Source organism: Flavimobilis sp. BM9, assembly GCF_058313055.1.
The window spans coordinates 281,178-295,069 of record NZ_JBZEMO010000005.1 but is presented as its reverse complement, the minus strand read 5'-3'; the positions used below and the strand labels follow the sequence as shown (position 1 = coordinate 295,069).

Sequence of the window (13,892 nt, the reverse complement as noted above, 5' to 3'; positions counted from 1 at the left end):
GTCTCGGTGCTCGTGCTGGACGCGTCTGCGACCGGCACAGGTTCCAGGTCAGTCCTGGTCCCGCCCTCGTAGCTCAGTGGATAGAGCGTCTGCCTCCGGAGCAGAAGGTCGTAGGTTCGAATCCTGTCGAGGGCACCATTGTGATGTCTCAGGACATCCGCGACGGCGGACCTACGAAATCGTAGGTCCGCCGTTGTCATGTCTGGGGGCCGGTCCTCATCGAGGGCCGGGGGGCGGCCTCATCTCGACACGACAGCGAAGCACGACAACAGGCGTAAGACGAACATGAAGCGGGCCTGAGAACGTTCTCGGCACGGCCCCTGATCCGGGCGGGTCGCGCTGGTCAAGGCTCTTGCGAACCCCGCGATCGCAGGCGGAGGGTGAGTGCTATGAGCGAGTCGTCCGATCCGGCCGTAGGTGAGGCGCGCTCGCGGCTCGGACAGCTGCGAGCCTGGGTCCTCACGCACCCGGCAGACGTGATGGACCTCTTCGTGTATGTCGTCGTCCTGAACGTCGCCATTCAGTTCTTCGCCCCGGTGATCAGCGAGACCTTCACCCTCTCGATGCTGACGGCCGCACTGCTCAAGATCACCCTCGAGGTTGTCCTGGTCCTCAAAGGCGCCGTGATGACCCGGCTGCGCGAGGCCCGGACGCGACTGTCCAAGGCCGTGTCTGGTCTGATGCTCTGGACCGTGGCAGCGGGGAGCAAGTTCGTCGTGCTCTGGCTGATCGACGTCGCATTCGGCGGCTCCGTAAGCCTGGGGGGGTTCCTCCCCGTCACGCTGCTCGTCATCGCGCTGCTGGTGTCGCGGTCTGCTGTCAGGCGCCTGCTCTACGGCCCGCCGAGCTGATACCCGGACCATTGCGCGACCTCTCGCGCTGCGAGCCGACGCAGGCGCGGCGGCGCGTCGCGCTCACCAGGTGTTCACGCGGTGACCGGGTCGATGCCGAGCTCGTCCAGCAGCACCCGCACGCGAGCCTTGATGGCGTCGCGGATGGGGCGGACCGCGTCGATGCCCTGGCCAGCAGGATCGTCGAGCTTCCAGTCCTCGTAGCGCTTGCCGGGGAAGATCGGGCAGACATCACCGCAGCCCATCGTGATCACGACGTCGGACGCCTTGACCGCGTCCGTCGTGAGGACCTTGGGGGCGAAGGACGTGATGTCGACGCCGTCCTCGGCCATGGCCGCGACAGCGACCGGGTTGATCTGGTCGGCTGGTTGGGACCCCGCGGAACGGACCTCGACCCGCCCCGCCCCCAGAGCGTGCAGATAGCCAGCGGCCATCTGGGAGCGACCGGCGTTGTGGACGCAGACGAACAGGACAGAAGGCTTGGCCGAGGCGTGTCCGGCGGTGGGGTTCATGGGTATCTCCTGGTGCTGGTAAGAGAGCTCACCGGGGTTCCGGGAGCTCGAGATCGGGGAGCAGGGAAGTGAGCAGGGCGCGCACGTGAGCGTCGATCTGGGCGGTGATGGCCATGACCCCGTCGTGCGAAGCGAGCGCAGGGTCGCCGACGACCCAGTCTTCGTAGCGGACCCCTGGGAGCACCGGGCAGGTGTCTCCGCAGCCCATCGTGACCACGACGTCCGCCGCCCGCACCGCGTCATCGGTGAGCGGCTTGGGATAAGCGTCGCCGCTGGACCCCATGGCAGCCAGCACCGTACGGACGCCACGATGGATGTCGCTGGCGGGCGCCGATCCTGCTGACCGCACGATGACGGCGTCCCCGGCGTACTGGCGAACGAGCTCCGCGGCGATCTGCGAGCGCCCCGCGTTGGCGACGCAGATGAACAGCACCTGCGGAACCTTCACGGACGGCTGGCTCGTACGGGTGATGTCCTCGAGGCGTTGACGGGCGAAGCGTTCCGCCGTCGCAACGAGATGAGCCCGGACCCCGGCGCTCCGCGCGAGCGCGGTGTAGGACTCGCGGACCGTGGCCGTGACGAGGGCGGAGTCGATGTTCCCGAAGCGGGCGGCCAGCTGGCCTGCGATACGTGCCAGCACGTCGTCGACATCGCTGAGTCCGTCGCTGCCGCGGGTCGCCTGCGCGATCTCGAGCACGGCCGGGGCAAAGGCATCGAGCAGAGTGCTCACCGCGCCCCGCAGGTCGGGAGCGATCCGGTAGTAGACCCAGGTGCCGCGCCGCTCGGAGACCAGGACTCCGACGCTCTTGAGCACCTTGAGGTGATGGGAGACGGTGGGTTGTGCGACGTCGGCGACCGTCGCGATGTCGCAGACGCAAGCCTCGCCGGTGGGCCCGGTCGCGATGAACGAGAGCATCCGCAGGCGGAGCGGCTCGGCCAGCGCTCTCAGGACGGCCGCGACCTGGGTCGCGGCGTCCAGGCTCATGCTGTGAGCCTCAGCCGGACTCGCCGGGCACTCCTCGCGTGACGTGGTCATGATGCCCTCCCGGACGTGGCGATCGGACAGCGATCGCCCGCCCGACGTTGTTGCCGGCCGCGATGAACGCCCACCTGTATCGATGTCGATCTATATTGACAGGTGTCGAGGCATTCTCGAACCAACTCCGGATGAACAGAGAGCAACGACAGGAGGGGGCGCCCCGCTCCAAGGGCGCCACCGTGCGCCAGGGACCGCTACGGCTCGAACCTGTACCCCACTCCGGGCTCGGTGCGCAGGTGGCGGGGCGAGGCCGGGTCCGTCTCGAGCTTGCGGCGCAGCTGGGCGACGTAGACGCGGAGGTAGGTGACCTCGTCGACGTACTGCGGCCCCCACACCTCGTTGAGCAGGTCACGCTGGGTCACCACGCGTCCGGCCGAGCACACGAGCGCTTCCAGCAGGCTCCACTCCGTCGGGGTGAGATGGACACGGTCGCCGTCGCGCTCGACGCGTCGGGCGGTGCGGTCGATCCGCAGGTGCCCTGACTCGAAGACCGGCAGGCGATCACCGCCAGAGGCACGGCGCAGCGTCGCACGCAGCCTCGCCAAGAGCTCGTCCATCCCGAAGGGCTTGGTCACGTAGTCGTCCGCGCCCGAGTCAAGGGCCGCGACCTTGTCACGCTGGGCGTCGCGTGCCGACAGGACGATCACCGGCAGGTCCGACCACGCGCGAAGCTGCCTCACCACGGCGAGCCCATCGACGTCGGGCAGGCCGAGATCGACGATCGCGACCGCAGGCTGGAAGGTGGTGGCGAGCACTAGCGCCCGCTCGCCCTGAGCCGCCGCCCGCACGTCGAAGCCGTGCGCGGTCAGAGCCAGGTCGAGAGTCCGGACCAGGGACTCGTCATCCTCGACGAGGAGCAGCCTGGTCATGTCCCCGCCACCGGCAGTCGCAGCGTCATCGTCAGGCCTCCGCCGGGCGTCGTCGACGGGCTCAGCTCGCCCGACATCGCCTCGGCAAACCCGCGCGCGATCGCCAGGCCCAGACCGACGTGCGATCGACTGTCCCGGTCGTCCAGACGCTGGAACGGCACGAACACCTCGTCCCAGCGATCAGGGGATATCCCCGGCCCGTGGTCGACGACGCTCAGGTCGATCGTCGTCACCTTCCCGGCAGCGTGGCCCTCCGTCGCGCGGGCATGCTCCCGCGCGCACACCTCGACGCGCGCGTCGGGAGGGCTGAAGCGAAGCGCGTTGTCCACCAGGTTCTCGACGACCCGCTCGAGAAGACCGTGGTCCACGAGCACGAGCGGAAGGCCGTCGTCGAGCGACACCTCGACACGACTCCGGTCCTCCGTCCGCAGCGCCCCGAGGACGACCTCGTCCAGCGCGACCGGAGCGAGGGCGACCGTGACCGCGTCCGAGCGCAGCCTGGTCATGTCCAGGAGGTTCGCCACCAGTCGAGACAGCCGGTCGGTCGAGTCCTCGATCGTCTCCAACAGCTGCGCCCGTGCTGCGCCCGACCACGCGACGTCCGTCTGTCGGAGGCTGCTGACGGCGAGCTTGACGCTCGCCAGCGGCGTTCGCAGGTCGTGCCCGACCGAGGCCAGGAGCGCGGCACGAACCTTGTCCTGCGCGGCGAGGTCGCGCGTGCGAGCCAGGTGCACGTCAAGGTCGCGCTGGTAGTGGAGACGGTCGCGGGCCGCGACCTCGACCGTCGTGGCGACGACGAGAGCGACAGCAGCGAACACCACGAGCTCGATCACCATGTCCCGCCCTTCGACCGCGAGCGTGTAGAACGGCGGGGCGAAGAACCAGTTCGCGAGGCCGAACGACAGCGTCGCTGCGACGAGACCCGGGATCAGGCCGCCCACGGCCGAGACGACGACGACGCCGAGGAGGTAGAGGAGCAGGACGCTGCCCAGCGCCAGGTCGTCCCGAGCGAGCAGCAGCAACGCGCTGCCCCCGGGCGGGACGAGCAGCGAGAGGATCAGGCCTACGACCTGCCGATGGGTCGCGACCCCTCCGCGAGCACGACGCTGTGCGCGCTGCCACGAGATCGTCCACCGAGCCACCCTGACACGGTCCCACAGCGAGGCCCGCCCACGCACACCGATCGCCGCCGGTGACGACCCGCGGCCTCCTTACGAAATCTTGATGTCGGACGAGCCCCGCTCGTGACCGTCTTCCGGCACGCAGAACCTAGGCTCGTACGGCACTGGCGAATGCTGGCGCCGCGGACGCCCCCGATCCGCGCCCCCCGACCGAGGCACAGCACGTCGATGAGCATCTGGACACCACGCCCGCCGGTACGCCGTCATCCCCGGCAGGCTCGGGACTGGCGACGTACGTGGAGCCACAACCCCGGGCGCACCGTCGTCGCAGGCTTCGCGTCCGGGATCGCCATCGGCACTGGGCTCCTGATGCTCCCGGTGGCCACCCCGGGTCCTGGTGGCGCAACAGCGCTCGAGGCGCTGTTCACCGCCACGTCGGCTCTCTGCGTGACCGGGCTCGCAGTCGTGGACACCGCGACAGACTGGTCCGCCTTCGGGCAGGCGACGATCCTCGTCCTCATCCAGGTGGGCGGGTTCGGGATCATGACTCTCGCATCGCTCCTCGGGCTCCTCATCTCCCGGCAGCTCGGTCTGAGCTCACGGATCGTCGCCGCCACGGAGACGAAGAGCGTCGGCCTCGGCGACGTCCGGACGGTTCTTCTCGGTGTGGCCCGGATCAGCCTCGCCGTCGAAGCGTTCACCGCGGTCGTGCTCGCCGTCCGATTTGCCGTCGCCTACGACAGATCCCTGGGCTCGAGCGTGTGGTTGGGCGTGTTCCACTCCATCTCCGCCTTCAACAACGCTGGCTTCGCGCTGTTCAGCGACAACCTCTCGGGGTTCGTCGCCGACCCGTGGATCTGCCTGCCGATCGCCGCTGCAGTCATCCTGGGCGGCATCGGGTTCCCGGTGATCATGGAGGTGATGCGGCAGCATCGTCGCCCCCGTAGGTGGAGCGTCCACACGAGGCTCACCCTGCTCATGACTGCCATCCTGCTCGGCGGCGGGACCCTGTTCGTCACCGCCGCAGAATGGACCAACCCAGGCACGCTCGGCGCGCTCGATGCACCAGGTCGCGTGCTTGCGGGCTTCTTCCAGGCCGTCATGCCACGGACTGCTGGCTTCAACAGCGTCGACATCTCCGCGATGAACACCGGGACGCTCCTCGGCAGCGACGTCCTGATGTTCATCGGAGGAGGTAGCGCCGGGACCGCAGGCGGGATCAAGGTCGGCACCTTCGCCGTGCTGCTGCTCGCGATCACAGCGGAGCTGCGAGGCGACCCCGACGTCGACCTGTTCGACCGGCGCCTCTCCCCCGCGGTGATCCGCCAGGCCCTCGCCGTGGCTCTCCTCAGCGTCGCCGTCGTCGTCGTCTCCACGATGGTGATCGCCATGACCAGCACCTACACGCTCGACCAGGTGCTGTACGAGGTCGTCTCCGCATTCGCGACCGTCGGGCTGTCCACGGGCATCACGGCACAACTAGCAGCGGGGCACCAGATCCTCCTCGTCGGCCTGATGTTCGCGGGCCGTCTCGGCCCCGTCACCCTCGCCTCGGCGCTGGTGCTGCGTGAGCGTCAGCGACTTGTCCGTCGGCCCGAGGGGCGCCCGCTCATCGGCTGACGGCCGCGGCCCGACGCCGGAGGCGCCGTCGTCGCTGGCGACACGGTAGCGTCTCGCTGCATGGGGGCGACGGGCATACAGGTCTACATGGGGATCTCCTACGTGATCTCGGCCGTCATCATCGGCGCGACCGTGCTCGTGCACCGGGTTGTCGCGCCGGAGCGACGCCCGGTCGTCGTGCGGACCGGCGTCGTGTACCTCCTCGTCCTGATCGCCACAGGGGGTCTGGTCGTCGGGGGGAACCTGGCCGGGGAACCGTGCGGGCCATCGGCGCTCGAGATCGTCCGGGACTGGAGCCCGAGCGCGTTCGAGCCCACGGCGCAGCCCATGGCGGAGCGCTGCATCGAGGTGTCGCGCGCCCAGCTCGTCGTGGCGGCGTCCGCTCAGAACGCGGCGTCGCTCGTCGTCGCCTCGATCGCGGCTCAGGCTGTCCGCCGCGAGCGTGTTCGACGTCGTGACGCAGGGACCAGCGGCGAGCAGCGCTAGACCCGTCTGGGACGTTTGCCTCCACACCACCTTTGACCTGCGGAAATACAGGACAAAAGGTGGGACCTTTGACATGGGACCGGGCCCGAGATGCGCCGTAGCCTTGTGCACAAGATCACAAGCGCACCACAACAAGGCACGCGAACCCGACATCGAAGGGGACCTCAGATGAGTACCACCCAGGCCACGCCCGCCGCCGAGCAGTCGTCGGTCGCCGCGAAGATCGACGCACTCGTCGCCCGCGGCCAGGAGGCGCTGACCGCCTTCCTCAAGCTCGACCAGGAGCAGGTCGACCACATCGTCAAGAAGGCCTCGGTCGCCGCGCTCTCCGAGCACGGCGAGCTCGCCGTCAAGGCCGTCGCCGAGACCGGCCGCGGTGTGTTCGAGGACAAGGCCGTGAAGAACATCTTCGCGTGCGAGCACGTCACCAACTCGATGCTCAGCCTGCGTACCGTCGGCGTCATCAACCGCGACGAGATCACGGGCATCACCGAGATCGCCGAGCCCGTCGGTGTCATCTGCGGCGTCACGCCGGTCACCAACCCGACGTCGACCGCGATCTTCAAGGCGCTCATCGCCCTGAAGACCCGCAACCCGATCGTCTTCGGCTTCCACCCGAGCGCGCAGCAGTGCTCCGTCGCCGCCGCCAAGGTCGTGCGCGACGCAGCCATCGCAGCCGGCGCCCCGGAGAACTGCATCCAGTGGGTCGAGGAGCCGTCCCTCGAGGCCACCAACCTCCTCATGAACCACTCCGGCATCGCGCTCATCCTCGCGACCGGTGGTAACGCGATGGTCCGCGCCGCCTACTCGTGCGGCAAGCCGGCCCTCGGCGTCGGCGCGGGCAACGTCCCCGCCTTCATCGAGCGCTCCGCCAAGCTCAAGCGCGCCGTCAACGACGTCGTCCTCTCCAAGGCGTTCGACAACGGCATGATCTGCGCCTCCGAGCAGGCCGTCATCCTCGACGCCCCCATCTACGACGAGGCCATGGCCGAGTTCGCGACCCTCCACGCCTACCGCGCGACCCCCGCCGAGAAGGCCATGCTCGAGGAGTTCATCTTCGGCGTGACCGCCGGTGGCGAGAACTGCGCCGGCGCGAAGCTCAACCCGACCGTCGTCGGCAAGACCCCGCAGTGGATCGCCGAGAACGCCGGCTTCTCCGTCCCCGAGGACACGTCGATCATCCTCGCCGAGGTGTCCGAGGTCGGCGTGAACGAGCCCCTCACCCGCGAGAAGCTCTGCCCCGTCCTCGCCGTGCTGCGCGCCGACGGCGCCGAGGAGGGCATCCGCCTCTCCGAGCAGATGGTCGAGTTCGACGGTCTGGGCCACTCGGGCTCGATCCACTCCGAGAACAAGGAGATCATCGACGAGTTCGGGTCGCGCATCAAGGCGGTCCGCATCATCACCAACGCCCCGTCCTCGCTCGGCGGCATCGGTGACATCTACAACGCGTTCATCCCGTCCCTGACGCTCGGCTGCGGCTCGTACGGCCACAACTCGGTCTCGAACAACGTGTCCGCGATCAACCTCGTCAACATCAAGCGCATCGGGCGGAGGAACAACAACTTGCAGTGGTTCAAGGTTCCCGCGAAGACGTACTTCGAGCCGAACGCCATCCGTTATCTCACGGACATGCGCGGCATCGAGCGCGTCACGATCGTCACCGACACGACGATGACCCGTCTCGGCTTCGTCGACAAGATCCTCGACGTGCTCAACCGTCGCGGCCAGCGCATCGCGCTGCAGATCATCGACGACGTCAAGCCCGAGCCGACCGTCGACTCCGTCCAGCACGGCGCCGAGCTCATGCGCCAGTTCGCCCCCGACACGATCATCGCGCTCGGTGGTGGCTCGCCCATGGACGCCGCCAAGGTCATGTGGCTGCTCTACGAGCACCCGGAGATCAACTTCGCCGACATGAAGGAGAAGTTCTTCGACGTCCGCAAGCGCGCGTTCAAGTTCCCCGAGCTCGGCGACAAGGCGAAGCTCGTCTGCATCCCGACCACCTCGGGCACCGGCTCGGAGATGACGCCGTTCGCGGTCATCACCGACCAGGAGTCCGGCAAGAAGTACCCGCTCGCCGACTACGCGCTCACGCCGACCGTCGCGATCGTCGACCCGGCGCTGACTGCGATGATGCCCGGCTTCCTCGCTGCCGACTCGGGCTTCGACGCTCTGACGCACGCGACCGAGGCGTTCGTCTCCGTCTACGCGAACGACTACACCGACGGTCTGTGCCTCCACGCGATCAAGCTGATCTTCGAGAACATCGAGGCGTCGGTCGTCGGCGGCCCGGGTGCCACCGACGAGCGCACCGTCAAGGCGCGCGAGAAGATGCACAACGCCGCGACGATCGCCGGCATGGCGTTCGGCAACGCGTTCCTCGGCATCGTGCACGCGATGGCTCACGTCACCGGGTCGACGTTCCACCTGATCCACGGGCGCACCAATGCGACGTACCTGCCGCACGTGATCCGCTACAACGGCACTGTCCCGACCAAGCTCACGAGCTGGCCGAAGTACGAGCACTACGTCGCCCCGGAGCGCTTCCAGGAGATCGCCAAGCACCTTGGTCTCCCCGCGAGCACCCCAGCGGAGGGCGTCGAGTCCTACGCACGCGCCGTCGAGGAGCTCCGCGACAAGGTCGGCATCCCGCGCTCGTTCCAGGCTCAGGGTGTCGCCGAGGAGGACTTCATCGGCAGCCTCGACAAGCTCGCCATGGGTGCCTACGAGGACCAGTGCGCGCCGGCCAACCCGCGCATGCCGATGCTCGACGACATGAAGACCCTCATGGAGGCCGCGTACTACGGCACCTCGTTCGAGGAGGTCCGCGCCGGACGTCGCTCCGTGACCGCTGCTGCGGTCGAGAGCGGCTCTGACGAGACCCCGAAGGGCAAGGCGCCCCGCAAGGCCGCCAAGAAGTAGCTCGCGCACCAGAAGGCGCCCCGTCACCGACGGGGCGCCTTCTGCGTACCCGGGACGCGCCGTGCCCCACGACGACGAGAGGCCCCGCCCATCGGGCGGGGCCTCTCGTGAGGTGTGGAGGTGCTCAGTACTCGACGAGCGGGAAGTACTCCCAGTGCCAGGGCTCGTACTTGCCGGAAGACCCGGCCCGGGCCCATGCCGGGTTGTCCCAGCCGTACGTCGGGCCGTTGGCCTTCAACCAGTTCCAGCGCTGGGTCGACGAGTACGCCGGCTTGCACATGTCGACCGCGAGGCCGAGGCCGTGCTGCGAGGTGCCCGGGCGGGCCGACAAGCCCGGCTTGGTCCGAGCGACCGAGTACTGGCCCGCGAGGCTGCGGTACGAGTCGGTCAGGCAGATGTCCGTGCCGAACTTCGCGCGGTAGGCGTCGTTGAGCGCGTCGAACGCGACGGCTGCGTACGGCTGGAGGCGGTGTCCGGACTGCGTCAGGTCGCACAGCTCGTCGTTGCGCAGGTGACCGTTCTCGCTGCGGACCGTCGTGGTCAGGTCGCAACCCGCCAGGGTGTCACGGGCGGAGCCGCGTGAGGCGACGGCTGCGTCGCGCCCGGCGAGCGTGCCGCCCTCGGCGACGATGACCGCCTCGGTCGCGGCGGCGGAGCTCGAGCTCGAGGTGATGACGTCGAGCGTGCTGCGCCCCTCGGCGACGAGCGGGACGGACGTCGCCGAAGCGCCCTGCTGCGAGGCGTTCGCGAGGGGCACGGCGATCGTCGTGATCCCTAGTGCCGCGAGGATGCCTGCACGAGCGACCCAGCCGCCCTTGTGCGCGCGTCCAGCGGGCCGGTGGAACGACGAACCTGCGGAGCGCGGCTTCTTGCCCGCGGCAGCGCGACGCGCCTCGACGGTCGCCCGCCGGCTCATCGGCGCACAGGCGGCGGCGCTGGAGGTGACCGCCGGATCGCCGGGCGTCTCGGCAGGTGCGGCGAGCGGACCGGACGGGACGTCGGACGTGGTCGCTGCTGCGGGGGTGGCTGCTGCGAGGACCGGGGCCGCGAGGGCCTCGCTCGCGGGGGCCGCTGCTACCGGGTCCGGGAGGACGGGCTGGGCCAAGGTCGCGGCGACCTGCGGCCGCGCGAGCTGGGCGGCGGCTGGCGCGGTCGGCCGGGACTGCGTGACGGGAGCAGCGGGGCGCAGGGCGACCGGCTGTTCGTCGGGCTCGAGCGACGGGACGACGACGGGCTGCGGAACGACGGGACGTGCCGCAGCCGCCACGCCGGGACGCGAGGGCGCGCTGCTGCGCGGCGTGGACTGGTGGGCCGCAGGCGCGAGGTCGCGGGTACGGCTCTCGCGCGCACGGCGGAGCTCGGCGATCTCGCTGAACGCCGCGAGCCGGGCAAGGCTCTCGGGGTCCGCGACGACGGACGGCGACGAGGCGTGCGGCGCAGCCGCGCGCTGTGCGGGGCGGCCGAGCGCAGCGTGGGGGGCCGGTCCGGTCATCCGGGAACCGCTGGTCGTGCGCAGCGGCGACACGGGCGGCTCGCGGTGCGCGTCGAACGTCGGCGGGAACGTGCCGTCGGGCCGTGACGGAGCGGCGTGGGGGGCGGGTGTGCGAACAGCGCCAGGGACGGAGCTGTCGGGAACCGACATCGTGACGGGCGAGGACTCGAGGGCTGCAAGTGCCGCTTCGCGGCGCGCACGGCGCGTCTGGAGGGTCGGCGCCGTGGCCTGGTCCTGCGACTCCATCACACCTCCTCGCGTACTCGCACTGCCTGACTCAGGTCCCGTCGGCGCAAGCCGAGCGGGCACAGAAACGTCCTGTCTCTTGTGTGTCGGCAGGACGGGATCGTCCGTTCACCTCATGGACGATAACGGAACCATAACGTCACCCGGGGTCCGGATCCAAGACCTGGCCAGGAAGTACGACGTATGTCTCATTTGTCACCAGGTGTCACAGGTCGTGGCTCAGATCCCGCGCCGCTGCATCGCGTCGCGCACCTCGCCCACGAGCTCCTCGAGGATGTCCTCGAGGAAGACGACGCCCTGCTGCTCCCCGCCCTCCTCGACGATCGCGAGGTGCGCGCCCGACCTCTGCATCGCGGCGAGCACCGCCTCGATCTCGTCGTGCGGCCCGACGCCCGCGAGCGCACGCACGCGCCAGCCCGGCACGGGCGTCGCCCGCTCGGGGCCGTGCGCATAGAGCACGTCCTTGAGGTGCAGGTAGCCCACGACTCTCAGCCGCGCCTCGCCGTCCGCCCCGACGCCGGGGGCGGCGACGGGGAACCGGGAGAAGCCTGTCCGCGCGACGAGGCCCTCCACGTCGTCGGGCGTCGCGTCCGGCGCAGTCGTCACCAGGTCCTCGATGGGGACCATCACCTCGCCGGCCAGGCGCTCCGAGAACTCGATCGCTCCGGAGAGCAGGCCCTGCTCGTCGACGAGCACGCCCTCCTTCTGGGAGCGCAGCACGATCGACTGGACCTCGGCGGCGGTGAACGCGGACGCGACCTCGTCCTTCGGGTCGACGCCGGACAGCCGCACCGCCTGGTTGGCGATCCAGTTGAGGACGACGATCACCGGCTTGAGGACGCGCCCGACCCACACGAGCGGTGGGCCGAACCACATGACAGCCTTGTCGGGCCCGGAGACCGCCATGTTCTTGGGGACCATCTCGCCGAGCACGACGTGCAGGTAGACGACGATCGACAGAGCGACGACGAGCGCGATCGGGTGCTGCCACCCGTCGGGGACACCTGCGGCGCGCAAGGGCACCTCGATCAGGTGCGCGACCGCAGGCTCGGCGACGACTCCGAGCCCGATCGAGCACACCGTGACGCCGAGCTGGGCTGCCGCGAGCATGAGGGAGACGTGCTCCATCGCCCACAGGACCGTGCGCGCGCGGCGGTCGCCGGCCTCGGCGAGAGGCTCGATCGAGCTGCGCCGCGCGGAGAGGACGGCGAACTCCGCTCCGACGAAGAATGCGTTGGCGAGCAGCAGCACGAGCCCGACGACGAGTGCCGTCCCGGTGCTCATCGCTTCACCTCCGGGTCCTCGTCACCGTCAGGCCGGTCGCTGGCCTGCTCCAGCCGAAGCCGGTCGACACGTCTGCCTTGCATCGCGACGACGGTGAGCACGACGTCGTCGACGTGGACCGTGTCCCCCACCTCGGGCACGCGCCCCAGGCGTGCCATCACGAGGCCTCCCAGCGTCTCGTAGGCGGGCGAGTCGGGGACCGCGAGCCCGGTGGCCTCCGTCAGCTCGTCGGGCCTCAGGAGGCCCGGCAGCGTCCACGAGCCGTCGGTCTGGCGCGCGGCGCCGACGCGACGGGTGTCGTGCTCGTCGGCGACCTCGCCGACGAGCTCTTCGACGACGTCCTCGAGCGTGACGACGCCGGAGGTGCCGCCGTACTCGTCGAGCACGACAGCCATCTGCAGCCCGAGGCCGCGCAGCGTCACGAGGAGGGGTCCCAGGCGGACGGTCTCGGGGACCGTCGGCGCCTCGACCATGAGCGCGACCACGGGGACGTCGCCACGCCGCTCACGCGGCACGCCCACGGCCCGGCGCAGGTGCACGAACCCGATGATGTCGTCGCGCGAGTCCCCGATCACGGGGAACCGCGAGTGACCGGTCCGGCGGGCGAGCGCGACGACGTCTGCTGCCGTGTCGTCGCGGTCGACGACCGCGAGCCGCGTGCGGTCTGTCATGACGTCGACGGCCGAGAGATCCTCGAGCTCGAGCGAGTTCGTCAGCAGCCGCGCGGTCGACGCCTCGAGCGTCCCCTGCTCTGCCGAGCGCCGCACGAGCGCCGCGAGCTCGGGTGCCGACCTGGCCCCCGACAGCTCTTCGCGCGGCTCGATGCCCATGCGGCGCAGGAGCGCGTTCGCGGAACCGTTGAGCACGGTGATCACAGGCCGAAGCGCCATGGTGAAGACGCGCTGCAGCGGTACCGCCACGCGAGCGGTCTCGAGGGGCCGGCTCAGCGCGAAGTTCTTGGGGATGAGCTCGCCGAAGAGCATCGAGAAGACGTTGACGACGACGAGCGTCAGGGTGACCGCGAGCGCGGACCCGGCCGCCGTGGCCCACGCTCGGTTCTCGAGGAGGCCCTCGAAGATCCGCGTGAGCGCGGGCTGCGCCGTGTACCCGAGGAGGATCGTCGTGACGGTGATGCCGACCTGCGCGCTCGAGAGCTCGGTCGACAGCTCGTGCAGCGCACGCACCACCGAGCGGGTGCGGCGGTCGAGGACTTTCGTCGGCCTGCCGTCGCCGGCGCCACCCTCGATGACGCCCGGGTCGAGGGTGACGAGCGCGAACTCGCTCGCCACGAAGACTGCGGTGCCCGCCGTGAGGGCGACACCGAGGAGGATCATCAGCCAGTCGGCTAGCACGTCTCGGCCACCGCCGTCGGGGTTCGTCGAGGTCTCATCGTCTCGGATCGTATCGTCGTCGCGCTCTCCCCACCTTCTCTCCACAGCACAGGTCGCCG

11 protein-coding genes and 1 tRNA gene are annotated in these 13,892 nt (G+C 69.8%); 5 read left to right on the top strand and 7 right to left on the bottom strand.

All coding sequences use genetic code 11. The features are described 5' to 3' along the window. Nucleotides 1–62 precede the first annotated feature (62 nt). A tRNA-Arg gene (locus AC4F3Q_RS10910) sits at nucleotides 63–138 on the top strand. 341 nt (nucleotides 139–479) lie between these two features. Further along, a complete protein-coding gene (locus tag AC4F3Q_RS10905) occupies nucleotides 480–851 on the top strand; it encodes a hypothetical protein (protein WP_491040036.1) in 372 nt (123 codons plus the stop codon). 74 nt (nucleotides 852–925) lie between these two features. Here AC4F3Q_RS10905 and AC4F3Q_RS10900 read toward each other — a convergent pair whose 3' ends face one another. The 4 genes from AC4F3Q_RS10900 to AC4F3Q_RS10885 all read right to left on the bottom strand — a co-directional run bounded on the left by AC4F3Q_RS10900 (nucleotide 926) and on the right by AC4F3Q_RS10885 (nucleotide 4,413). Next, nucleotides 926–1,363: an arsenate reductase ArsC gene (locus AC4F3Q_RS10900; protein ID WP_491039982.1), complete on the bottom strand. Its 438-nt coding sequence runs from the start codon at nucleotides 1,361–1,363 to the stop codon at nucleotides 926–928. Between the two features lie 28 nt (nucleotides 1,364–1,391). After that, the gene (locus AC4F3Q_RS10895) at nucleotides 1,392–2,348 is read right to left on the bottom strand and encodes a metalloregulator ArsR/SmtB family transcription factor (RefSeq protein WP_491039981.1); all 957 of its coding nucleotides are present in this window, start codon (nucleotides 2,346–2,348) and stop codon (nucleotides 1,392–1,394) included. A gap of 248 nt (nucleotides 2,349–2,596) precedes the next feature. Continuing rightward, nucleotides 2,597–3,271, bottom strand: coding sequence for a response regulator (locus tag AC4F3Q_RS10890; RefSeq protein ID WP_491039980.1), 675 nt, complete (start codon nucleotides 3,269–3,271; stop codon nucleotides 2,597–2,599). Beyond that, entirely contained in the window at nucleotides 3,268–4,413 is a 1,146-nt protein-coding gene (locus AC4F3Q_RS10885) for a sensor histidine kinase (RefSeq protein WP_491039979.1), read from the bottom strand. The genes AC4F3Q_RS10890 and AC4F3Q_RS10885 overlap by 4 nt, the downstream gene beginning before the upstream one ends. A gap of 207 nt (nucleotides 4,414–4,620) precedes the next feature. On the opposite strand from AC4F3Q_RS10885, the gene AC4F3Q_RS10880 reads away from it, so the two are divergent. From AC4F3Q_RS10880 to adhE, 3 genes are all read left to right on the top strand, one after another. Further along, nucleotides 4,621–6,012, top strand: coding sequence for a TrkH family potassium uptake protein (locus AC4F3Q_RS10880; protein WP_491039978.1), 1,392 nt, complete (start codon nucleotides 4,621–4,623; stop codon nucleotides 6,010–6,012). 60 nt (nucleotides 6,013–6,072) lie between these two features. Next, the gene (locus AC4F3Q_RS10875; RefSeq protein WP_491039977.1) at nucleotides 6,073–6,498 is read left to right on the top strand and encodes a hypothetical protein; all 426 of its coding nucleotides are present in this window, start codon (nucleotides 6,073–6,075) and stop codon (nucleotides 6,496–6,498) included. 168 nt (nucleotides 6,499–6,666) lie between these two features. Then, entirely contained in the window at nucleotides 6,667–9,420 is a 2,754-nt protein-coding gene (adhE, locus tag AC4F3Q_RS10870; RefSeq protein WP_491039976.1) for a bifunctional acetaldehyde-CoA/alcohol dehydrogenase, read from the top strand. Between the two features lie 124 nt (nucleotides 9,421–9,544). Here the strand turns inward: adhE and AC4F3Q_RS10865 are convergent, their stop codons facing one another. The 3 genes from AC4F3Q_RS10865 to AC4F3Q_RS10855 all read right to left on the bottom strand — a co-directional run bounded on the left by AC4F3Q_RS10865 (nucleotide 9,545) and on the right by AC4F3Q_RS10855 (nucleotide 13,776). Beyond that, nucleotides 9,545–11,158, bottom strand: coding sequence for a M15 family metallopeptidase (locus AC4F3Q_RS10865; protein ID WP_491039975.1), 1,614 nt, complete (start codon nucleotides 11,156–11,158; stop codon nucleotides 9,545–9,547). Between the two features lie 219 nt (nucleotides 11,159–11,377). Then, the gene (locus tag AC4F3Q_RS10860; protein WP_491039974.1) at nucleotides 11,378–12,442 is read right to left on the bottom strand and encodes a hemolysin family protein; all 1,065 of its coding nucleotides are present in this window, start codon (nucleotides 12,440–12,442) and stop codon (nucleotides 11,378–11,380) included. After that, the gene (locus AC4F3Q_RS10855) at nucleotides 12,439–13,776 is read right to left on the bottom strand and encodes a hemolysin family protein (RefSeq protein ID WP_491039973.1); all 1,338 of its coding nucleotides are present in this window, start codon (nucleotides 13,774–13,776) and stop codon (nucleotides 12,439–12,441) included. Before AC4F3Q_RS10855 ends, AC4F3Q_RS10860 begins: the two co-directional genes overlap by 4 nt. Nucleotides 13,777–13,892 lie beyond the last annotated feature (116 nt).

Coding starts and splice junctions, on each gene's coding strand:
- AC4F3Q_RS10905 (WP_491040036.1), top strand. CDS start 480: ATGGACCTCTTCGTGTATGTCGTCGTCCTGAACGTCGCCATTCAGTTC.
- AC4F3Q_RS10900 (WP_491039982.1), bottom strand. CDS start 1,363: ATGAACCCCACCGCCGGACACGCCTCGGCCAAGCCTTCTGTCCTGTTC.
- AC4F3Q_RS10895 (WP_491039981.1), bottom strand. CDS start 2,348: ATGAGCCTGGACGCCGCGACCCAGGTCGCGGCCGTCCTGAGAGCGCTG.
- AC4F3Q_RS10890 (WP_491039980.1), bottom strand. CDS start 3,271: ATGACCAGGCTGCTCCTCGTCGAGGATGACGAGTCCCTGGTCCGGACT.
- AC4F3Q_RS10880 (WP_491039978.1), top strand. CDS start 4,621: ATGAGCATCTGGACACCACGCCCGCCGGTACGCCGTCATCCCCGGCAG.
- AC4F3Q_RS10875 (WP_491039977.1), top strand. CDS start 6,073: ATGGGGGCGACGGGCATACAGGTCTACATGGGGATCTCCTACGTGATC.
- adhE (WP_491039976.1), top strand. CDS start 6,667: ATGAGTACCACCCAGGCCACGCCCGCCGCCGAGCAGTCGTCGGTCGCC.
- AC4F3Q_RS10865 (WP_491039975.1), bottom strand. CDS start 11,158: ATGGAGTCGCAGGACCAGGCCACGGCGCCGACCCTCCAGACGCGCCGT.
- AC4F3Q_RS10860 (WP_491039974.1), bottom strand. CDS start 12,442: ATGAGCACCGGGACGGCACTCGTCGTCGGGCTCGTGCTGCTGCTCGCC.
- AC4F3Q_RS10855 (WP_491039973.1), bottom strand. CDS start 13,776: ATGATCCTCCTCGGTGTCGCCCTCACGGCGGGCACCGCAGTCTTCGTG.